This is a genomic window from Cellulomonas sp. RIT-PI-Y (genome assembly GCF_025642745.1).
Taxonomy (GTDB): Bacteria; Actinomycetota; Actinomycetes; order Actinomycetales; family Cellulomonadaceae; genus Cellulomonas.
The window spans coordinates 1-19,886 of sequence record NZ_JANZKP010000009.1 but is presented as its reverse complement, the minus strand read 5'-3'; the positions used below and the strand labels follow the sequence as shown (position 1 = coordinate 19,886).

The following is a 19,886-nucleotide window of genomic DNA, read 5'->3' as shown; positions in this document are numbered from 1 at the left end:
TCACGGTCCGCTGTACTCTCGTCGCCATGAGCGAGACGGTCACCCTCACCCACACCGCCGCCCTGGCGCGGCTCGGGCACGCCCTGTCCGACGACACCCGGACCCGGATCCTGCTCGCGCTGCGCGAGGCACCCGCCTACCCCTCGGACCTGGCCGATGCGCTCGGCGTGTCCCGTCAGGTGATGAGCAATCAGCTCGCCTGCCTGCGCGGCTGCGGACTGGTCGAGTCCATCCCGGACGGTCGGCGGACCTGGTACCGCCTCACCGACGAACGCCTGGCCCCCGCGCTCGACGATCTGCTCCGCCTGGTGCTGGCCGTGGACCCGACCTGCTGCGCCGGCCCCGACTGCACCTGCGCATGAGCGGGCCCACCGGCCACGCCCGGTCGACCGGCGCGGACCGCACGACCGGGGACACCGGACGCCGCCGTGCCGTCCTGGAGCGCCGGATCCGGTGGATCGTCGCGGGCACCATCGGCTACAACGTGGTCGAGGCCGTGGTCGCGATCACCGCCGGCCGCGTCGCCTCCTCCTCCGCGCTGGTCGGCTTCGGCCTGGACTCGACGGTCGAGGTGCTGTCCGCGGCGGCGGTGGCCTGGCAGTTCGCCGCGCCCGACCCGGAACGTCGCGAGCGGATCGCCCTGCGGGTGATCGCGGTGTCCTTCTTCGGGCTCGCCCTCCTGGTCGGGATCGACGCGGCACGCAGCCTGCTGGGCGGCGCCGAGGCCGAGCACTCCACGGTCGGCATCGTGCTGGCCGCCGTCAGCCTGGGCATCATGCCGGCCCTGTCCTGGGCGGAGCGCCGCGCCGGGCGGGAGCTCGGATCGGCTTCCGCGGTGGCCGACTCCCGGCAGACCCTGCTCTGCTCCTGGCTGTCCGCGGTGCTGCTGGCCGGGCTGGTGCTGAACTCGTGGCTCGGCTGGGCCTGGGCCGATCCGCTGGCCGCCCTGGTGATCGCCGGGGTGGCGGTGAAGGAGGGCCGGGAGTCCTGGCGCGGCGACGGGTGCTGCTAGCGGCGGACGATCGCCGTCCCTGCGAGCCGGTCGTGCAGACCACGGCCGTCGCCGTCCCACACCGCGGCCGGGATCACCAGGCACAGCAGCACGGTGCGCACCAGTGCCCGCAGGGGACCGGCAGGCAGATCCGGGCCCGGGTCGTGCGGGGCCCCGTCGTCCCTCAGCGACCGCGGTGCCACCAGGCGACGCACCCGGATGCCGAACAGGGCGTGCCCGAGCGTGGCACCGATCGTGCCGACCAGCAGCAGGTTCTCCAGCGCGAAGACCGCGAGCGGGATCAACGGGTGGGCGTCGAAGAAGGCGTAGGCGATCGCCTGGCAGGCCAGCCAGTCGACGACCAGCGCCCCGACCCGGCGACCCATCCCGGCCGGCGACCCGCGCCCGGACGGCGGCAGACCGAGCCGGCTCCCCCGCGGCGCCCCCGCCCCGCCGCCCACCGGCGGTCCGGACAGCCACGACCCGACGTCCTCGCGTTCGACCATGCCGACCAGGGTAAGCGGTGTGCCGCGTCGTCCCGCCTGACGAGCACCTCACGCCCGCATCTGGACACCCGTGGCGAACGCCCTGGTCACGTCACGCCCCTGACGCACCCGCCCACGATCCGTAACACGCCGGAAACAATGGGTACACCCGAGGGAAACTGCGTCGGCCTAGCCTCGGAACGCCCGATCACGGGCACCGACGACCCGAGGAGCAGCGGATGTTCAGCAAGCCAGAGGAACTCCTGGCCTATATCAAGTCCGAGGACGTGAAGTTCGTCGACATCAGGTTCTGCGACCTGCCCGGCGTCATGCAGCACTTCAACATCCCGGCCGTCTCGGTCGACGAGGACTTCTTCTCCACCGGCCAGATGTTCGACGGGTCGTCGATCCGCGGCTTCCAGGCGATCAACGAGTCCGACATGAAGCTGGTGCCGGACGTCACCACCGCCTTCATCGACCCGTTCCGGATCGAGAAGACCCTCGCGCTGAACTTCCACGTCGTCGACCCGTACACCGACGAGCCCTACTCCCGTGACCCGCGCCAGGTCGCCGCGAAGGCCGAGGCCTACCTGCGCAGCACCGGCATCGCGGACACCGCCTTCTTCGCCCCCGAGGCGGAGTTCTACGTCTTCGACGACGTGCGCTTCGAGACCAAGCAGAACACCTCCTACTACGCGATCGACTCGATCGAGGCCGCGTGGAACACCGGGCGCGAGGAGCCGGGCGGCAACCTCGGCCACAAGACCCCCTACAAGGGCGGCTACTTCCCCGTCTCGCCGGTCGACCACTTCGCCGACCTGCGCGACGCCATCTCGCTGCAGCTGAACGAGCTCGGCTTCGAGGTCGAGCGCGCCCACCACGAGGTCGGCACCGCCGGTCAGGCCGAGATCAACTACCGCTTCGACACGCTCGCCAAGTCCGCGGACAAGGTGCAGCTGTTCAAGTACATCGTGAAGAACGTCGCGCACGAGGCCGGCCACACCGCCACCTTCATGCCCAAGCCGATCTTCGGTGACAACGGTTCCGGCATGCACGTGCACCAGTCCCTGTGGAAGGACGGCGAGCCGCTGTTCTTCGACGAGAAGGGCTACGGCGGCCTGTCCGACATCGCCCGCTGGTACATCGGCGGCCTGCTCAAGCACGCCCCGTCGCTGCTGGCCTTCACCAACCCGACGGTGAACTCCTACCACCGCCTGGTCCCCGGCTTCGAGGCCCCGGTCAACCTGGTCTACTCGGCCCGCAACCGCTCCGCCTGTATCCGCATCCCGGTCACCGGTTCCAACCCGAAGGCCAAGCGGATCGAGTTCCGCGTGCCGGACCCGTCGGGGAACCCGTACCTGGGCTTCGCCGCCATGCTGATGGCCGGCCTGGACGGCATCCAGAACCGGATCGAGCCGCCGGAGCCGGTCGACAAGGACCTGTACGAGCTGCCCCCCGAGGAGCACGCGCAGATCGCGCAGGTCCCGGGCTCGCTGGCCGAGGTGCTGGACGCCCTGGAGGCGGACCACGACTACCTCACCGCCGGCAACGTGTTCACCCCGGACCTGATCCAGACCTGGATCGACTACAAGCGGTCCGCGGAGATCGACCCGATCCGGCTGCGCCCGCACCCGCACGAGTTCGAGCTCTACTACGACGTCTGATCGGCTGCTCCCGGTCAGTGCGCAGGCGAGGGGCGTCTCCCATCGGGAGGCGCCCCTCGTGGCATGTCCGGACGCACGCGCACGGCGACTCGGTCGCGCCACTCATCGATAGCGCCGAACGCCACACCAGGCGCTGACCTGCATGCTTCACTGCCTTCGACACCAGCGGCGACAGGAGTGAGCGGACATGGGTTGGTTGAGTCGGTTGTTCGGATCGAAATCAGTGGCCACCACTGAGACCGGCCTGGAACTGCTAGGGCGCACCGCACCCGAACCCGAGCCGGTCGAGCCGCGGACCACAGCCGCTGCACCCGCTCCGCGAGGCGGTTTCGCCGTGGTCGATGTCGAGACGACCGGATTGTCGCCGCGCCGTGACCGGGTGGTCTCGGTCGCGGTGATCCAGCTCGATCGACAGGGGAACGTCCAAGACGAGTGGAGCACGCTGATCGATCCGCAGGGACCGGTCGGCGCCACCCACATCCACGGCATCACCCAGCAAGACGTGGTGGGCGCGCCGATTTTCGGGGAGGTCGTCCCCCACCTGCTCCCCCTGTTCGAGGGTCGTGTCCTGGCCGGGCACAACATGTCCTTCGACAGCTCGTTCCTGAAGTACGAATTCGGACGCGCCGGGTGGGGCTGGCCGACAGTGCCGATGCTGTGCACCTTGCGCGAGTCACAGCACTTCTTGCCCTATCTCGACCGGCGCAGGCTGACGGACTGCTGCTGGGCATGCGACATCGAACTCGTCGACGCACACTCGGCGCTCGGCGACGCCCGCGCCACCGCCGCACTGTTGTCGCACTACTTGGTCGGCGGAACAGGCATCGCCCCGCTGTCCGCCCACCGCGCTCTCGTGGACCTCGCCTCGCGCACCACCTGGCCGCAGCGTGCCGGGGACGGGCACCTGTTCGATGCTGACGAGCCCCGTCGACCGCTCACGGCCAGGGCACGATCCGTGATCAGAAGAGCGCCGGCCGCCCATCCGACGCTCTTGGAGTCCTTCACCCTGAGCGATGCCATCGAGGCCGGCGCACCGGACGAGGCCCTGCCTTACCTTGAGACGCTCGTCGCCGCGCTCGAGGACGTTCAGATCACGGAGGAAGAGCGCATCGCGCTCGATCACATCGCCGAGGCGAACGGACTCGAGGACACTGAGGTCGCCGCTGCACACCGAGGTCTGCTCCAGGCTCTCGCTCGTGAGGCAGTCGAAGACGGTGTCCTGCGCGCAGCCGAGCGCACTGAACTGCGCTCGACGGCGGAACTGCTCGATGTGACCGAATCCGATCTCAAGCGGTTCCTCGACGTCGAGCAGAGCGCCCGGATCACGGCGCTGTCCCGGGACCTGGCACCGCTTCCCTCCAACTGGGAACTCGGCGATCCGCTGCGGGTCGGAAGCAGAGTTGTCTTCACGGGGTGCGATGAAGACGAACGCAATCGACTCGAACAACAGGCTCTGTCGGCCGGCGTCGCTATCGGCTCCACCGTATCGGGACGCACCGCAATGCTCATCACGGACGGCTCAGTCTCCGGAACGAAGGCAGCGGCGGCCGCGCGGCTCGGCACCAGGGTCGTCAGTCCGACCGAGTTCGGGACATTGCTCCGCCACATCCAGCCTCCGCTGGGCAGCGGGACGCCGACGGGTCATGACATGGTCAGCACACCCGCATCCGCTGCACGGGGCCACGTGGTCGCTCCTGCCATCGTCCGCGCGTGGGCCTTGGCGCAAGGTCTTGAGGTCGGGGTCCGTGGTCGCATCCCGGCCGAGGTGCGGGTGGCCTACGCAGCGCACCATCCTGCCGATTGACCTGGGCGCGCATCCTGGTAGTGCGGCGTCGGCGATCTGCTGTGAGTGATGGACACCGACCACCTGACCTTCGGGGGCCTCGACCCGCTCGCCTCGATGCTGGTCGCGACCCGGCGGGCGAGCAGGTGCGGCTGGTGCTGCAATCGGAGCGGGTGCGGCAGATGGCCGGTTGAACGAGGGGCGCCCCCACCAAGGAGGCGCCCCTCGTCCATGCGCGGGTCAGGCTCGGGCCTCGACCGCGGTCTCCTCGAGCTCGCCGGGGGCGCGGTGCGTGCGGTCGTCGGACATCAGCAGCCGGGCCACCAGCGTCACCGCGAGGATCACCCCGGCCATGATCAGGTACGAGTGCGCGAAGCCGATCGCCTCGTAGGAGGCGCCGAACACGGTCGCGAAGATCGCGATGCCGATCTGCTTGGCGAAGTTGAAGCCGAGCATGTACGCCGTCGCGGAGATCCGGACGTCGAACATCCGGGTGATGTACTTCATCACCGAGACCAGCAGGAACGGCATCTCGATCGCCGCGAGCAGGCGCCAGGCGATCAGCAGCCACTCGTGGGTGAAGAACGCAGAGCCGAGCACCCGGACCAGCAGGATCGCAGCGAAGACCATCAGGCCCTTGCGGGCGCCGATCCTGTTGACGATGAACGGCGCGGCGACCATGAACGCCGCCTCGGCGAAGATCTGGACCGCGACCACCCGGGAGAACAGCACCTCGGGGTCGCCGCTCGCGACGAAGGTGGCGAAGTAGTTCGGGAACTGCTGGTCGAAGACGTCGTAGAGCGCGGCGGTGCCGAACATCAGGATGACGAAGCCGAGGAAGTTCCGGTCCTTGATCAGGCCCAGGATGGTGGCCTTGGTGATCCGGGTGCCGCCGCTGGTCTCAGCGCCGTCTGCGCTCGTCGTGGCGTCGACCGGGGTGCTCGGCACGCGGGCGATGAACAGCAGGGTGCCGAGCACGATGGCGGAGACCGACCCGGCCCACCAGATGCTGTTCGGGTTGGCGGCCCAGATGAAGCCGCCGACCAGGGCGGCGGTGCCACCGGCGAGGGAGCCGAACAGCCGGGCGTGGCCGTACTCGTAGCCGTTGGCGCGGCTGGCCCGCTCGGAGAACGCCTCGACCACGCCGACGCCCGAGTTCAGGCACAGGCTGAGGAAGAGTCCGCCGACCACCGCGGCCAGGTACTCGTTGACGCCGATCAGCGGCTGGAACACGAAGACGAAGAACGGGCCCATGAACGCGGCGCACAGCACGACGAACGCGAACAGGTATTTCTTGAAGCCGAGCCGGTCCTGGAGGTAGCCGTAGATCGGCTGCAGGACCAGGGCGGTGATCGCGGAGACCGTGCTGACCACACCGATCGCACCGGGGCGCATCCCCTCGCGGGCGAGCCACAGCGGCAGGAAGGTGAAGGCCAGCTGCCAGATCGCGAAGTAGAAGAAGAACAGTCCGCCGTAGTTCCAGAACACGCCGCGCTTGAGCGACTCCCAGGGACGGACGGCGGTGGAGGGGGTGGCGCTCATTGGGGGTCTCCGCTCGGGCTCAGGATGGCGGTGCTGGTGGGGACGGGACGGGTGTCCGGGACGGGCGTGCCCCAGACCGGGCGGTCCTCGGCGTCGAACCGGAGGACCTGGGCACGGGCGTGCCGGTTGGGGTCGCGCAACGGGTCGCCGGCGATCTCGGTGTAGGTGCGGGCGTGGTAGACGAGCACCGGGGTGCCGTCCGGCAGCTCGGTGAACGAGTTGTGGCCCGGGCCGTACTGACCCGCCGACGGGTCGGAGACGAACACCGGATCCGGGCTCTTGGTCCACGACGCCGGGTCCAGCAGGTCCGACCCCAGCTCCGCGGTGAGCAGACCCATCGCGTAGTCGATCCCGGTCGCCGCGCCCGAGTAGGTCAGGTACACCCGGTCCCCGTGGACCAGCACCGAGGGACCCTCGTTCACCCAGAAGCCCCGCACCTCCCAGTCGAACTCCGGGCGGCTCAGCTCGACCGCCGGGCCGGCCAGGGTCCACGGGTCCGCCATCGGGGCGATGTAGAGGTTGGAGTGACCGCGCACGTCGAAGGCCTGCTGCGCCCAGATCAGATACTGGCGGCCCGCGATCACCGTGCTGGTGGCGTCCAGCGCGAAGGACTCCCACCCGGTGTCGACCTGACCCCGCTCGACCCAGCGCGCCGTCAGCGGGTCCTCGTCCGTGCTGGTCAACGCGAAGATCCGGTGGTTGAACGTCTCCGCGGTTCCCGGCACGTCGGCGGTGCCGTGGTCGTCCGGGGCGGCGGCGTAGTAGATCACCCAGGTGTCGCCCACCCGGTGGATCTCCGGCGCCCAGATCAGGTGCGACTGCGCACCCGCGTCGTGCCGGGTCCAGATCGTCACCTCGTCCGCGGCCTGCAGGTCCTCCAGGCGCTCCGCGCGGCGCAGCACGATCCGGTCGTAGGCCGGGTACGAGCCCGTGAAGTAGTACTGCCCGTCGTGGCGCAGGACGCACGGATCGGCCCGCTGCACCACGATCGGATTGACGCCGACCTCGTTCGTCACATCGTCTCCTCGTCGAGACCCCCGGGGCGTCGTCGGCCACGGAGGAGTGTTTCTACATCGTTGTAATGTTAACGCTCACACACGATACGTCGCCGTGTCCAATCGAGGATCGGGACCTGGGTCCCGGCGCGGGCGGCGCCCGATCTCCCCGTCGGCGGATCAGCCCGTGCCGCCTCGAGCGCTCGGCTCGTCATGCCGTCCGCTCCCGCGACGCAGGGCCGCAGCGGAGCCGGTCAGGAAGGCGTCTCGGCGGCGAGGCGGTCCACGTGCAGGGCGAGCAAGGGGACCTCCGCCGGGTCGACCGTCCGGCCGAATCTCTCCCCCACCAGGGCCGCCACCCGCTCCGCACAGGCCCACTCCCGGGGCCGCGCGTCCCGCAGCGCCGCACCCATCTGGTCGTCCGCCGCCGCCCGCGGGGCCCGGGCCGCCCGGAGGTCGACGACCAGGTAGCGCAGGTGCGTGACGAACCGGGCGGTCACCGCGGAGTCCGGGTCCACCGGGGCGCCGAGCTCCCGGCCGATCAGCTCCAGCACCTCGGTGAGCACCCGGGTGAGCTGGACGGTCTGCGACATGTCCGCCGTGCCGAGCTGGGCGTTCACGAAGTGCAGCGCCACCGGCACCGCCTCCGCGTCCGGCAGTCGGACCCCGCGCTCACGCTCGATCACGCGCAGCGCCCGCCGGGCCAACGCGACCTCGGCCGGGTAGAGGGTGGGCACCTCCCACTGCAACGGGTACTCGATCGCCGGAGCCCCCTCGCGGGCTCGGCGCAGCGCGAAGCTCACGTGGTCGGCGAGCGGGAGCAGGACGTGCTCGGCGGCCTCCGGACCGAGCACGTCCTGCACGTCGTCCAGCACCGCGGCGGTCAGATCGAGGTCCTCGGCGGGGATGTCCGCGAGCAGCCGGACCAGCCGCTCGGGCGGGGTGCCATGGGTGGGCGCGAAGGTCTTGCCGATCAGCGCGGGGTCGACCGGATCACCGGGGCGCACCCCGAAGCCGATGCCGGTGCCGAGCAGGACCCGCTCGCCACCGACCGGGTCGAGCCCGAGGACGGCGTTGTTGTTGAAGACCTTGGTGACGCGCACGGGTCACGGTCGCATCCGGACCGGCACCGGGTCCAGTGCACCGTCGATCGGTCAGCGCGGCGCTCGCCCGATCCCGAACGTCTCGCGGATCAGCTCCGCCGTGGACACGTCCGTGGCGGTCCGGCCGAGCACCCGGGGCGCGCGCGTCGGACCCGGGACGGTGTGGCCGCCGCCGCGCACCGTGTAGAGCACCACCGGCGGCAGTCCGGGCTGGCGGTAGTCGGTGCGCTCCACCCGGGTGCGAGCCGTTCCGGTGGCACCCACGGCGGTGGTCGTGGGGGCGGCGGTGACACCGTTGCGCACGGCGAAGTGGCGCGCGGTGTCCGGCATGGACAGGGCGGTGCCGCCCACCTTGAACAGCGCTCGCGCCCACCAGGACATGGTCCCGCCCCCGTAGGGGACGATCGGGTCGCTGGTGCCGTGGACCAGCAGGACCGGGATCGGCGCGGGATCGGGGTCCGGCGCGGTCAGCACGAGGGTGTCCGGGTCGGGCAGGGTGGCGGCCACGACGGCGGCACCGGCCAGCACGGCGGGCGCCTCGTGGACGAGCCGCAGCACCATCTGACCACCGTTGGAGTACCCCACCGCGAACACCCGACGGCGGTCCACCTGGCGGGTGCCGACCAGCAGGTCGACCACCGCCCGGACGAACCCGACGTCGTCGACACCCTCGACCCGCGCCGGGAACCGGCTCTCCCGCCGCGCGTCGTTCCAGTTGCCGCGGTACCCGTCGAGGTACGCGACCAACGCACCGTCCCGGACGGCGAGCGCGTCGAACGCCCCGCCGGTGAAGCGGCGGTGACCGGCTCCGTCCTGCTTCGACCCGTGCAGGACCAGGATCAGGTCGCGGGGCTCGTCCGGGCGGCCGTCCTCCGGTTCGACCAGGGTGAAGCTGCGCGACCGTCCGTCGACGTCGATGGTGTGCTGCATGCGATGTCCTCGTGATCAGGCACGCCGCGGCTGATGGGCGTGCGATCCCGGACGCTAGGGTGTGACATCGTGTCAAGGTCAACCAGGTCGGAGGAACACCGGTGATCATCGGTGAGCTGAGCGGGCGCACCGGGGTCAGCACCCGGTCGATCCGCTACTACGAGAAGCTCGGCCTGATCGGGTCGGACCGGTCGGCGAACGGGTACCGGCACTACGACGAGCAGGCGGTCGAGGTCGTGCGCACCGTCCGCGCGATGTTCGACCTCGGGTTCTCCCGGGAAGACGTGCGCGCGGTGCTGCCGTGCGCCACCGGCGACCACAGCACCGTCGATCGCGAGCAGGTCCAGGAGACGGTCGCCGGAGTGCGGGACGAGATCAGCCGCCGGATCGAGGAGCTCACCCGCACCCGCGGTGCGCTGGACCGGTTCCTGGCCGACCCCGGCTCGGTCACCAGCACCGACCCCGACCTGCTGCGGATCCGGGACCTGCGTCCCGCCGGACGGCACGGCTAGACCGGCTCCCGCCCACCCGATCCGGCTCCGGACAGCACACCGCCCCGGCCGCTTCCCCCTCGCGGCCGGGGCGGTGCTGGACTCCGCCGATCAGAACGCCGGCAGCACCTCGCCGTCCGGCCACCGCTCCTCGATGAAGGCCTTGACCTCGTCGGAGTGCAGCAGCTCGTCCAGCTTCACCAGGGCCGGGTTGTCCTTGTCCTCGGCGCGGACCGCCAGGAAGTTAGCGTAGGGGTTGTCCTCACCGGACTCGATCAGCAGCGAGTCCTCGACCGGGTTGAGACCGGCCTCCAGGGCGTAGTTGCCGTTGATGATCGCCAGGTCGACGTCGTCCAGCGCCCGGACCAGGGACTCCGGGGCGGTCTCGATGAACTCGAAGTTCTTCGGGTTGTCCTCGATGTCCAGCAGGGTCGGGTCGGCGTCGCCGGTGTCGGCCAGGGTGATCAGGTCGTTCTCGGCCAGCAGGTCCAGCGCGCGGGCCTGGTTGCCCGGGTCGTTGGTGATCCCGAACGTCGCGCCGTCGGGCACCGAGTCGATGTCGTCGTAGGTGTTCGAGTAGACCGCGTAGGGCTCGATGTGGATGCCCTCGAAGTGGTCGAAGTCGTAGCCCTGCTCCTCCACCTGCGCGGTGTAGTACGGCAGGTGCTGGAAGTAGTTCGCGTCGATGTCGCCCTCGGACAGCGCGGTGTTCGGCAGGACGTAGTCGTCGTAGGTCGTGATGTCCAGGTCCAGCCCGGCGTCGGCGGCCAGGTTGTCCTGCACGAACTCCAGGATCTCCGCGTGCGGGGTCGGGCTGGCGCCGATGGTCAGCGTGGTGACCCCGCCCTCCGTCGTCCCTGCGGTGGTGTCCGCGTCGGCGGAGTCGCCGCTGGAGCAGGCCGTCAGGGCGAGCGTGGTGGCGGCAGCGAGAGCGATGGCTCCCCAGGTCTTCCTCATCATGTCCTCCCGGACGGTTGGGTAGAGCACGGACGTCGAAAGCGCAGCCTCAGCGATGGTCGAGTCGCCGGGCCAGGTGATCGCCCACGGCTTGGACGACCACGACCAGGACGACCAGGACGACGACGCAGGCGAACATCACGCCGTTGTCGAACCGCTGGTAGCCGTAGGAGATGGCGAGGGCGCCGAGGCCACCCGCGCCGATCACGCCTGCCATGGCCGAATAGCCGAGCAGGGCGATGACGGTGACGGTGTAGCTGGACACCAGGGCGGGCAGGGCCTCCCGGAGCAGCACGTGCCGCACGATGTTGAGCCGGGTCGCTCCCATCACGCGGGCGGCCTCGACCTTGCCGGGGTTCACGTCCCGCACGGCGGTCTCCACCAGCCGGGCGTAGAACGGGACCGCGCCGATCGTCAACGGCACCACGGCCGCCTGCCACTGCAGCGTGGTGCCGACCACCAGCCGGGTGAACGGGATCAGCGCGATCATCAGGATCAGGAACGGCATCGACCGGATGATGTTCGCGACGAACCCGACCACCGCGTTGACCGGGCGGTTCGGGGTGAGACCGCCGGTGGAGCTGGCGTGCAGCAGCAGACCGAGCGGCACGCCGAGCAGGCCGGTGAGGATGCCCGAGATGCCCACCATGTAGACGGTCTCGAGCGTCGCCTCGGGGAACTTCTGCTGGATCACCGGGTTGGAGATCAGCTCCTGCCACCAGCTCATCGGGTCGCCTCCGTGGTCGTCAGGCCCGCGGCGCGCAGGGCGGTGGTCACCTGGTCGCGTTCGGCGGCCGGCACGTCGAGCTGGAACCGGCCGACCCCGCGACCGGCGATCTGCTCGACCGCCCCGGCGGCGACCTGCACGCCCGCACCCAGGCCGGCCAGCACGGCGAGCACCTCCCGCACCGGGGTGCGGGCGTCGTCGAAGGACACCTCCAGCAGCGACCGCTCGGCACCGACCGGCAGCTCGGGCACCGGGATCAGCTCCCGGGCCAGGCGGCTGCCGTGGTCGGCGACCACGTCCCGCACCGCGCCGTGCTGTGCCACCCGGCCGCCGTCCAGCAGTGTGACGGTGTCGCACACCTGCCGGACCACGGCCATCTCGTGTGTGATCACGATGACCGAGATGCCCAGGCGGTCCCGGAGCTCGCGGACCAGCGCCAGGATCTGGCGGGTGGTCTCGCCGTCCAGCGCGGAGGTCGGCTCGTCGCAGAGCAGCACCGCGGGCTCGGCGGCCAGCGCCCGGGCGATGCCCACCCGCTGCCGCTGCCCGCCGGAGAGCTGGGCCGGATAGGCGTCGGCGCGGTCGCCGAGCCCGACCAGGTCCAGGAGCTCGGCGGCGCGGCGACGACGCTCCGAACGCCCGACACCCGCGATCTCCAGCGGGTAGGCCACATTCGCCGCGATGGTCCGGGAGTCCAGCAGGTTCACGTGCTGGAACACCAGGCCGATCGCGCGCCGGGCGGTGCGCAGCCGCTGCTCGGACAGCGTGGACAGGTCCACCCCGTCGACGACCACGCTGCCCGACGTCGGTCGTTCCAGCAGGGTCAGGCAGCGGATCAGGGTGGACTTGCCCGCCCCGGACCGGCCGACCACGCCGTGGATCTCGCCCGGTGCCACCGCGAGGTCGACGCCGTCCAGCGCGACGACGGCGCGGTCGCCGGAGCCGTAGACCTTGCGCAGACCGGAGATCTGGATGCGCGGTGCAGACATGGGAGCCCTTCCAGGCAGCGAGGGGTGCGTGCGGGGACGTCACGAGGGGCGCCGGTGCGGCGCGCAGGGCCGTGGTTCACGGCCAGGGTCGGATCAGAACCGACAACAGCGGCCACGGACGACGGCGTCCGTGGGCAGGCAGCAGCGACCCCCAGGGGTGCGTCGGCTGCGGCTCATGGCGCGACGGTAGCAACCGCCGGACGCCTGATGAGACCGCGGTCCGCATGATGGACGGCAGGCGGACTGACGGTCAGGGGCCACTCGGGATCGACGCGCCTTCGCGCAGGTCACCGGCCCGTCGCTCTTTCCGAGGCCCATTCCGTTCGTCCGCCTGGCGAGATCGGGCCCATTCGGGTGATGTCCGTTTTCACCCGATTTGTTCACTCGTTTGCCCTCCCGCTCCCGCTGTTCCGGCTCTAGTTTTCACTCGCCCGCACCAGGCGGGCATCGACTCGGGGGGCAGCCGTGCGGACACGGATCATCGACCTGGACGCCCTGGCGCCCGCGGACCTGGCGTCCTGGCAGCGGCTCGCCGACCGCGCCGTCAGCCCGAACGCGTTCCTCGACCCACGATTCCTGGCCACCGTGCGCGCCGCCTTCCCCGAGTCCGCCGACCTGCGACTCCTGGTGGCCGACGACGGCGGCGAGTGGCAGGGCGCCCTGGCCGTCACCACCAAACCGGTGCACGCACGCCTGCGATGGCGCACCACCACCACCGGCGGCGACTTCATGACGAGTCACGCCGACCGGCACCATCCGCTGCTCGACCGCGACCGGCCGGCGGCCGCCCTGCGTTCCCTGCTCACCGGCCTGCGCGCCGCCGGACTGCCCGGGCTGCTCCAGCTCCAGCACGTCCCCGCCGACGGTCCCGTCGCGGACGCCCTCGCCGCGGTCTGCGCCGGCACCCGGATGGGCCTGGTCGAACGGCGTCGCACCGTCGCCCCGATCGCCCTGCGGCACACCGTGCTCGGCCGCTCGCCGGTCGCCGAGGACGGCCCGCTGCCCCTGTTGCTCGGCCATCTGGCGCCGGACGACGCCAAGAACACCCGTCGACGACTGCGCGGCATCGCCCGGGACCTCGGCGCCCCCGCGGTCGCGGATCTGGTCGACGACGACGTCCTGGACGACGAGTTCGTCGAGCTCCAGCACGCAGGATGGAAGGGCCGCGCCGAGACGGGCGGCGCCTCGCTCCGTCTGCACCCCCGGCGCGAGCGGTGGTTCCGCGAGGTGACGTCGGGCTTCCGCGGGACCGGCGACCTGGTCGGACTCCGGCTGCGCGCCGGCGACCGCACGCTGTGGATCGGCTACCTGCTCCGTTCGGGCGGCTCGTACTTCGGTTTCCTGGACGCCTACGCGGAGGAGCACCACCGGTACAGCCCCGGCTCGATCGGCCGGCTGGCGGCCCTCACCCACGTGTTCACCCGGACCGACGCTCCCCTGTTCGACCCCGGCTTCGACGCGCGCTACACCGTCGGAGCAAGACTGTTCCCCGACCGTCGCACGCAGGTCGACCTGCTGGTGGCGACCGGCGGCCTGCTGCCCCGGACCGTGGTCGCGGGCTGGCCGGCCGGCGTGCGCGCCGCCGCGTGGTCCACCCGGACCCGGGCGCGGGCCCGGGAGGTGGTCGCACTGGCCGAGCAGACCGTGCGCGGATCAGCCGGGGACGAGCCACGGGACGGCCTGGTCGCGCTGGGCGCGCGCACCCCCGAGGTGGAGGTGTCCGGGCGACCGACCCACGCACCCGTCCTGCGCGACGAGGGCGCGGCCTCCTCGCAGCCCCAGCCCGTCGCACCGCCCGCCGGGGCCTCGCGCACCCTGCCTCCCGCCGCCTGACGACGCGCACATCCCCCGCTCGACCGGAGCCCGCTGGACAGCACCGGAGCCGGGGCATATCGTTTCTCGATGTTATCGACCAACGATATGGACGGAGCGTCCGAGATGTCGCAGCAGCAGTCACCCTGGTTCGCCCGGCCCGCCGACCTGTGGAGCGTGGTGATCGTCGGGGCGGTCGCGGTGGTGTGGAACCTGATCGTGCTGACACGCGGGGTCGCCCGGCTGCTGCCGAACCGCGAGGTCGACGTCACCGTGCTGCTCTCCGGGGTCGAGCTGGACCTGCCGATCGGCCCCGGCGGGACGGCGGTCGCGGCGCAGGTCGCCTCGGCGGACGTCCCGGTGTCCGACCTCCCGGTGTTCGTGCACGCTCTGGCACTCGGCGCGGTCGTCGTGGTCCCGATCGCGACCATCGCGATCACGCTGCTGGTGCTGGCACTGTGCCGGAACCTGATCGCGGGCCGGTTCTTCTCCTCGACCGCGACGCACATCATCACCGCGATCTCCCTGGTGATCGCGGGGGCCTGGCTGCTGCAGCTGGGCTGTGCGGTGATGACGTCGAACTGGGCCCTCGCACAGATGGCCGACCCGGCCGTCGCCGACGCCGCGGGCCGGCCGTTCTCCTCCACGCCGATCCTGGTGTCGATGGCGGTCGGCGCCCTGGCCGCGGTGTTCAAGGCCGGCGAGCGGATGCAGCGCGACACTGAGGGCCTGGTCTGATGCCGCCGCAGGACGATGCCGGGCGCGTGCACTGCCGGCTGGACGAGCTGCTCGCCGCACGGGGGATGACGCTGGCCCGCCTGGCGGAGCTGGTCGGTGTGACGGTGGTGAACCTGTCCGTGCTGAAGAACGACCGCGCCAAGGCGATCCGGTTCTCCACCCTGACCGCGATCTGCGACGTGCTCGGCTGCCAGGTGGGCGACCTCCTGGTGGTCGCCCCGCCGCACGCCGGCCCGCCCCACCTCGCGCGCTAGCCGACGAGCCGGGCCGCCCGTTCCCGCCGGGCGGCGACGAGCCGGGCCGCCGGTCCTCCCCCGGGCGTTACTCTCACCCAGCAGCCCGCACCCGCCCGACGAGCACCGGAGCAGACCGATGCCCACGCAGCCGACCACTCCCGCCGCGTCCGACGACGCCCCGCGCCCGACCCCGGCCGAGCGGCGTCTGATGCGCGAGCTCCCGCCGCACTGGCACTCCCCCGTCCCGCCCCGGTGGCTGCCGCGCGCCCTGCTGATGATCGGCTTCGCGGTCTTCCTCGGCCTCATGGTGTGGCGCGCGGCCGGACTGCTCGGCAACGTCATCACCATCGTCGTGATCAGCTGGTTCCTCTCGCTGGCGATGGAGCCGCTGATCCTCTGGCTCGGTCGGCACGGCATCCGGCGCACCTGGGCCACCGGCATCACGATGATCGGCGGGCTGCTGGTCGCGGCCGGGATGATCGCGCTGATGGGCGGGCTGTTCATCAGCCAGCTGGTCAGCCTGGTCGAGTCGGTGCCCCGGTACTACGGTCAGGTGACGGCCTGGCTGAACACCGAGTTCGGCGTCGAGGTGCCGCGGACCAGTGACCTGATCAGCACCATCGGTGGGTACGCGGACGACATCGGCGGCCAGGTCGTCGGCATCACCGCAGCGGTCGCCGGGACCCTGTTCACCTTCACCGCTGTGCTGCTGGTGGTCTACTACATGGCCAGCCAGGGACCGAAGTTCCGCGCCGCGGTCTGCCGCTACCTCGCCCCGAACCGGCAGCGCGAGGTGCTGCGGATCTGGGAGCTGTCCCAGGACAAGGTCGCCGGGTTCATCAACTCGCGCGTGGTCCTGGCCGCGATCTCCACTGTGGCGACCTTCCTCTGCCTGACCGTGCTCGGGGTGCCGTACTCGCTGCCGTTGGCGGTCTTCACCGGTCTGGTCAGCCAGTTCGTGCCGACGGTGGGCACCTACATCGGCGGCGCGGCCCCGGTGCTGGTCGCACTGGCGGTCGACCCGGTCAAGGCCGTGATCGTGCTGGTCTTCATCGTGGCGTACCAGCAGGTGGAGAACCTGATCCTCACGCCCAAGGTCTCGCAGAAGTCCCTGCAGCTGAACCCCGCGGTGGCCTTCCTGTCCGTCCTGGCGTTCGGCGCGCTGTTCGGTGCGCTGGGCGCGATCCTGGCCCTGCCGGTGGTGGCGACCATCCAGGCGGTGTCCTCGACCTACCTGCGCCGGCACGAGCTGATCGAGTCCGAGCTGCTGGCCGACGAGCCCCCGGCCCGGAAGAAGGACGAGCCCGAGCCCGCCGAGTCGTAGCGCGGCTCGGTGGTCGCGCGGCTCAGTCGTAGAACACCCGCTCCACCACCGCCCGGGACCGGCGGGCGGTGCGCAGCCAGGTGTCCTCCAGCTCCGCCGCCGACCCCGGGGCGCCCAGCACCGCGGCGATCCCGGCGACGGAGGGCCGGTCGTGCGGCAGGACGTCCGCCTGTGCGCCGCCGACCCGGCCGGTCCACAGCACCAGGGCGTCCCGCAGCCGGGAGGCCAGCTCCCAGGACTCGGTCAGCACCGCGGCGTCCTCGGCGTCGAGCAACCCGGCCTCGCTCGCGGCGGCCAGGGCGTCCAGGGTGCCGGTGGTGCGCAGGCCGGGCAGCTCCGCCGCGTGCTGGAGCTGGAGCAGCTGCGCGGTCCACTCGACGTCCGCGATCGCGCCGCGACCGAGCTTCAGGTGCCGGGCCGGGTCCGCCCCGCGCGGCAGCCGCTCGGACTCCACCCGGGCCTTGATCCGCCGGATCTCCCGCACCGCGGCCGGGTCCAGCCCGCCCTCGGGGTAGCGCAGCGGGTCGATCAGCGCGACGAACCGGGCCGCGAGCTCGTCGTCGCCCGCCGCCGGTCGGGCACGCAGCAGGGCCTGGCTCTCCCAGACCAGCGACCAGCGCGCGTAGTACTCGGCGTAGGAGTCGAAGGACCGCACCAGCGGACCGTTGCGGCCCTCCGGCCGCAGATCGGCGTCGACCTCCAGCGTCGGCTCCGGACCCACCGCGCCGAGCAGCGACCGCAGCCGGGTCGCCACCCCGATCGCGAAAGTCTGGGCCAGCGTCGGGTCCGCCCCGGGCACCGGGTCGTGCACGAACATCACGTCGGCGTCCGAGGCGTAGCCCATCTCCTGCCCGCCGAACCGGCCCATCGCCACCACCAGCAGGGCGGTCGGGTCGACGTCGAGTCGCCGGGCGGCGCGCTCCTCGGCCCGCGCGACCCGCAGCGCGCCGGCGATCAGCACGTCCGCACTGGCCGACAGACTGCGGGACGCCCGGGTGCCGGTCACCACGCCGAGCACGTCCGCCACCGCGGTCCGGGCCAGCTCCCGGCGGCGGAGCGCGCGCAGCGCGGTCAGCGCCGGCACCGGCTCGTGCGCCCGGGTGAGGATCGCATCCGCCTCCCCGGCCAGCCGCTCCGGGCCCCGCGGGTGCAGCTCGGCGTCGTCGTCCAGCCACACCACGGACTCCGGCGACCGGCGCAGCGCGTCCGCGACGTAGCGCGAGGTGGACAGCGCGGTCGCGAGCCGTTGCGCCGCCGTGCCGGAGTCACGCAGCAGCTTGAGGTACCAGTGCGTGCCGCCCAGGTCGTCGGACAGCCGCCGGAACGCCAGCAGCCCGCCGTCCGGATCCGGGCCGTCCGCGAACCAGCCCAGCATCACCGGCAGCAGCTGACGCTGGATCGACGCCCGCCGGGAGACGCCCTCGGTCAGCGCCGCGATGTGCCGCACCGCCCCCGCCGGGTCCCGGTAGCCGATCGCCGCCAGCCGGGCGCGCGCCGCCTCGGGTGCCAGCGACGCCTCCTCCGCGGACAACTGGGCGACCGCGGGCAGCAGCGGACGGTAGAACAGCTCCTCGTGCAGGTGCCGCACGTCCCGGCGCACCTGCCGCCAGCGGTCGGTCAGCGCCTGCGCGGCATCGGTGCGCATCCCCACCGTCCGGCCCAGCCGCCGCAGATCGGCCTCGGCGGTCGGCATCAGGTGGGTGCGTCGCAGCCGGTGCAGCTGGTTGTGGTGTTCGACCGCCCGCAGGAACCGGTAGCAGACCCCGAGCTGCGCGGCGTGGTCCCGCCCGACGTACCCGCCCTCCGCGAGCGCCGTCAGGGCGGTCAACGTGTTGCCGGACCGGATCGAGTCGTCGTTGCGCCCGTGGACCAGCTGCAGCAGCTGCACGGTGAACTCCACGTCCCGCAGGCCGCCCTTGCCGAGCTTGATCTGCCGGTCCGCCTCCGCGGCGGGCACGTTGCTCTCCACCCGGCGCCGCATCGCCTGGGAGTCGGAGACGAAGTTCTCTCGCTGCACCGCCTGCCAGACCATCGGGTTCATCGACTCGACGTACGCGCGGCCGAGGTCGGCGTCCCCGGCCAGCGGTCGCGCCTTGAGCAGCGCCTGGAACTCCCAGGTCTTCGCCCACCGCTGGTAGTACTGCCGGTGCGAGTCCAGGGTGCGGACCAGGGGCCCGTCCTTGCCCTCCGGGCGCAGTGCGGCGTCCACCGGCCACAGCTCCGGCTCCCCCGACGGCCCGCCGCAGGCACGCGCCAGTCCCGCCGCCAGTCGGGTGGCCGCCGCCAGCGCCTCCGCCTCGTCCGCGCCCTCGACCGGTTCCGCCACGTACACCACGTCCACATCGGAGACGTAGTTCAGTTCCCGGCCGCCGGTCTTGCCCATCCCGATCACCGCCAGCCGTGCGGTCGCCCCGTGGTCGGGCAGCTCGGCCCGGGCCACCGCGAGCGCCGCCTCCAGGGCGGCCGCCGCCAGATCGGCGATCGCCGCCGCCACCGCGGGCAACTGGGTCAGCGGCTCGGCACCGGTCAGGTCGGTCGCCGCGATCCGCAGCAGCCGCCGCCGGTACGCCCGCCGCATCCGGTCCGTGCCGCCGGTTCCGGTCGCCACCGGCACCGGCGCCCCGGGGTCGGCGCCCACCGCGGTCAGCAGCTCGGCTCGCACCGCCCGGGCGTCCACCCCGGTGCCCGGCACGTCCTCCGCCAGCAGCGCCAGATCCTCCGGATGCGCGGCCAGCTGGTCGCCCAGCGCCACCGACGCCCCGGTCACCGCGATCAGCCGGTGCCGTGCGGGCGAGTCCCCGACCAGGAACGGCGTCAGCGTCTCCCCCGCCGACCCGGCGATCTTGGCCAGCGCCAACAACGCCAGATCGGGCTCCGCGGCCTCCGCGAGCGCCGGCAGCAGCACCTCCGCCACCGACTCGGCACCGGACACGCCCAGCACCGCGGCCAGTGCGCCGTCGGCGAGCAGGCGCTCGGCCCTCGCCGCGTCGTCGAACCCGGCCCGGGTCAGCCGTCCGGCCAGCGATCCCCCGCGCCGGGGCGTCGAAGCAGTCACGCCCGCCACCGTACCCCGATCACCGCCAGCCGTGCGGTCGCCCCGTGGTCGGGCAGCTCGGCCC

18 protein-coding genes are annotated in these 19,886 nt (G+C 72.0%); 9 read left to right on the top strand and 9 right to left on the bottom strand.

Annotation, left to right across the window (positions count from 1 at the left end):
- Positions 1 to 26 precede the first annotated feature (26 nt).
- Both OGL89_RS04925 and OGL89_RS04920 read left to right on the top strand, forming a co-directional pair.
- Positions 27 to 362 (top strand): metalloregulator ArsR/SmtB family transcription factor, encoded by a 336-nt coding sequence (locus OGL89_RS04925; RefSeq protein ID WP_263118769.1) that lies wholly within the window; start codon positions 27 to 29, stop codon positions 360 to 362.
- On the top strand, positions 359 to 1,012 hold the full coding sequence (locus tag OGL89_RS04920; RefSeq protein ID WP_263118767.1) for a cation transporter: 654 nt from the start codon (positions 359 to 361) through the stop codon (positions 1,010 to 1,012). The genes OGL89_RS04925 and OGL89_RS04920 overlap by 4 nt, the downstream gene beginning before the upstream one ends.
- Here the strand turns inward: OGL89_RS04920 and OGL89_RS04915 are convergent.
- Positions 1,009 to 1,497 (bottom strand): RDD family protein, encoded by a 489-nt coding sequence (locus tag OGL89_RS04915; protein WP_263118765.1) that lies wholly within the window; start codon positions 1,495 to 1,497, stop codon positions 1,009 to 1,011. The genes OGL89_RS04920 and OGL89_RS04915 overlap by 4 nt on opposite strands.
- Before the next feature lie 218 nt (positions 1,498 to 1,715).
- On the opposite strand from OGL89_RS04915, the gene glnA reads away from it, so the two are divergent.
- Together glnA and OGL89_RS04905 are read left to right on the top strand one after the other, a co-directional pair.
- Positions 1,716 to 3,140, top strand: coding sequence for a type I glutamate--ammonia ligase (glnA, locus tag OGL89_RS04910; RefSeq protein ID WP_263118764.1), 1,425 nt, complete (start codon positions 1,716 to 1,718; stop codon positions 3,138 to 3,140).
- 223 nt (positions 3,141 to 3,363) lie between these two features.
- Positions 3,364 to 4,944, top strand: coding sequence for an exonuclease domain-containing protein (locus OGL89_RS04905; RefSeq protein ID WP_263118763.1), 1,581 nt, complete (start codon positions 3,364 to 3,366; stop codon positions 4,942 to 4,944).
- A gap of 219 nt (positions 4,945 to 5,163) precedes the next feature.
- Here the strand turns inward: OGL89_RS04905 and OGL89_RS04900 are convergent, their stop codons facing one another.
- From OGL89_RS04900 to OGL89_RS04885, 4 genes are all read right to left on the bottom strand, one after another.
- On the bottom strand, positions 5,164 to 6,465 hold the full coding sequence (locus OGL89_RS04900; RefSeq protein ID WP_263118762.1) for an oligosaccharide MFS transporter: 1,302 nt from the start codon (positions 6,463 to 6,465) through the stop codon (positions 5,164 to 5,166).
- Positions 6,462 to 7,481, bottom strand: a complete 1,020-nt coding sequence (locus OGL89_RS04895) for a family 43 glycosylhydrolase (protein ID WP_263118761.1) — start codon at positions 7,479 to 7,481, stop codon at positions 6,462 to 6,464. Before OGL89_RS04895 ends, OGL89_RS04900 begins: the two co-directional genes overlap by 4 nt.
- 233 nt (positions 7,482 to 7,714) lie before the next feature.
- Positions 7,715 to 8,563: a PRD domain-containing protein gene (locus tag OGL89_RS17120; protein ID WP_263118760.1), complete on the bottom strand. Its 849-nt coding sequence runs from the start codon at positions 8,561 to 8,563 to the stop codon at positions 7,715 to 7,717.
- 51 nt (positions 8,564 to 8,614) lie between these two features.
- Positions 8,615 to 9,493, bottom strand: coding sequence for a PHB depolymerase family esterase (locus OGL89_RS04885; RefSeq protein ID WP_263118759.1), 879 nt, complete (start codon positions 9,491 to 9,493; stop codon positions 8,615 to 8,617).
- A gap of 101 nt (positions 9,494 to 9,594) precedes the next feature.
- Between OGL89_RS04885 and OGL89_RS04880 the strand changes: the two genes are divergently transcribed.
- Positions 9,595 to 10,005, top strand: a complete 411-nt coding sequence (locus OGL89_RS04880) for a MerR family transcriptional regulator (protein ID WP_263118758.1) — start codon at positions 9,595 to 9,597, stop codon at positions 10,003 to 10,005.
- Positions 10,006 to 10,095: 90 nt separating this feature from the next.
- Here the strand turns inward: OGL89_RS04880 and OGL89_RS04875 are convergent, their stop codons facing one another.
- Genes OGL89_RS04875 through OGL89_RS04865 form a run of 3 tightly spaced genes read right to left on the bottom strand, consistent with a single transcriptional unit; the run spans position 10,096 to position 12,657 of the window.
- On the bottom strand, positions 10,096 to 10,941 hold the full coding sequence (locus tag OGL89_RS04875) for a MetQ/NlpA family ABC transporter substrate-binding protein (RefSeq protein ID WP_263118757.1): 846 nt from the start codon (positions 10,939 to 10,941) through the stop codon (positions 10,096 to 10,098).
- A 49-nt stretch (positions 10,942 to 10,990) separates the two neighbouring features.
- Entirely contained in the window at positions 10,991 to 11,668 is a 678-nt protein-coding gene (locus OGL89_RS04870) for a methionine ABC transporter permease (protein ID WP_263118756.1), read from the bottom strand.
- Complete coding sequence (locus OGL89_RS04865; protein WP_263118755.1) at positions 11,665 to 12,657, bottom strand: ATP-binding cassette domain-containing protein; 993 nt, start codon at positions 12,655 to 12,657, stop codon at positions 11,665 to 11,667. The genes OGL89_RS04870 and OGL89_RS04865 overlap by 4 nt, the downstream gene beginning before the upstream one ends.
- Before the next feature lie 465 nt (positions 12,658 to 13,122).
- Between OGL89_RS04865 and OGL89_RS04860 the strand changes: the two genes are divergently transcribed.
- The 4 genes from OGL89_RS04860 to OGL89_RS04845 all read left to right on the top strand — a co-directional run bounded on the left by OGL89_RS04860 (position 13,123) and on the right by OGL89_RS04845 (position 16,767).
- Positions 13,123 to 14,490, top strand: a complete 1,368-nt coding sequence (locus tag OGL89_RS04860) for a GNAT family N-acetyltransferase (RefSeq protein ID WP_263118754.1) — start codon at positions 13,123 to 13,125, stop codon at positions 14,488 to 14,490.
- 105 nt (positions 14,491 to 14,595) lie between these two features.
- Complete coding sequence (locus tag OGL89_RS04855) at positions 14,596 to 15,207, top strand: hypothetical protein (RefSeq protein WP_263118753.1); 612 nt, start codon at positions 14,596 to 14,598, stop codon at positions 15,205 to 15,207.
- Positions 15,207 to 15,461, top strand: a complete 255-nt coding sequence (locus OGL89_RS04850) for a helix-turn-helix transcriptional regulator (protein ID WP_263118752.1) — start codon at positions 15,207 to 15,209, stop codon at positions 15,459 to 15,461. The genes OGL89_RS04855 and OGL89_RS04850 overlap by 1 nt, the downstream gene beginning before the upstream one ends.
- A gap of 118 nt (positions 15,462 to 15,579) precedes the next feature.
- Positions 15,580 to 16,767, top strand: a complete 1,188-nt coding sequence (locus OGL89_RS04845; protein ID WP_263118751.1) for an AI-2E family transporter — start codon at positions 15,580 to 15,582, stop codon at positions 16,765 to 16,767.
- A 22-nt stretch (positions 16,768 to 16,789) separates the two neighbouring features.
- Here the strand turns inward: OGL89_RS04845 and OGL89_RS04840 are convergent, their stop codons facing one another.
- Positions 16,790 to 19,831 carry a bifunctional [glutamine synthetase] adenylyltransferase/[glutamine synthetase]-adenylyl-L-tyrosine phosphorylase gene (locus OGL89_RS04840; RefSeq protein WP_263118750.1) on the bottom strand — a complete coding sequence of 1,014 codons (3,042 nt, stop codon included), beginning with the start codon at positions 19,829 to 19,831 and terminating at the stop codon, positions 16,790 to 16,792.
- Positions 19,832 to 19,886: the final 55 nt, after the last annotated feature.

Coding starts and splice junctions, on each gene's coding strand:
- OGL89_RS04865 (WP_263118755.1), bottom strand. CDS start 12,657: ATGTCTGCACCGCGCATCCAGATCTCCGGTCTGCGCAAGGTCTACGGC.
- OGL89_RS04925 (WP_263118769.1), top strand. CDS start 27: ATGAGCGAGACGGTCACCCTCACCCACACCGCCGCCCTGGCGCGGCTC.
- OGL89_RS04875 (WP_263118757.1), bottom strand. CDS start 10,941: ATGAGGAAGACCTGGGGAGCCATCGCTCTCGCTGCCGCCACCACGCTC.
- OGL89_RS04855 (WP_263118753.1), top strand. CDS start 14,596: ATGTCGCAGCAGCAGTCACCCTGGTTCGCCCGGCCCGCCGACCTGTGG.
- glnA (WP_263118764.1), top strand. CDS start 1,716: ATGTTCAGCAAGCCAGAGGAACTCCTGGCCTATATCAAGTCCGAGGAC.
- OGL89_RS04845 (WP_263118751.1), top strand. CDS start 15,580: ATGCCCACGCAGCCGACCACTCCCGCCGCGTCCGACGACGCCCCGCGC.
- OGL89_RS04870 (WP_263118756.1), bottom strand. CDS start 11,668: ATGAGCTGGTGGCAGGAGCTGATCTCCAACCCGGTGATCCAGCAGAAG.
- OGL89_RS04915 (WP_263118765.1), bottom strand. CDS start 1,497: ATGGTCGAACGCGAGGACGTCGGGTCGTGGCTGTCCGGACCGCCGGTG.
- OGL89_RS04920 (WP_263118767.1), top strand. CDS start 359: ATGAGCGGGCCCACCGGCCACGCCCGGTCGACCGGCGCGGACCGCACG.
- OGL89_RS04900 (WP_263118762.1), bottom strand. CDS start 6,465: ATGAGCGCCACCCCCTCCACCGCCGTCCGTCCCTGGGAGTCGCTCAAG.
- OGL89_RS04850 (WP_263118752.1), top strand. CDS start 15,207: ATGCCGCCGCAGGACGATGCCGGGCGCGTGCACTGCCGGCTGGACGAG.
- OGL89_RS04885 (WP_263118759.1), bottom strand. CDS start 9,493: ATGCAGCACACCATCGACGTCGACGGACGGTCGCGCAGCTTCACCCTG.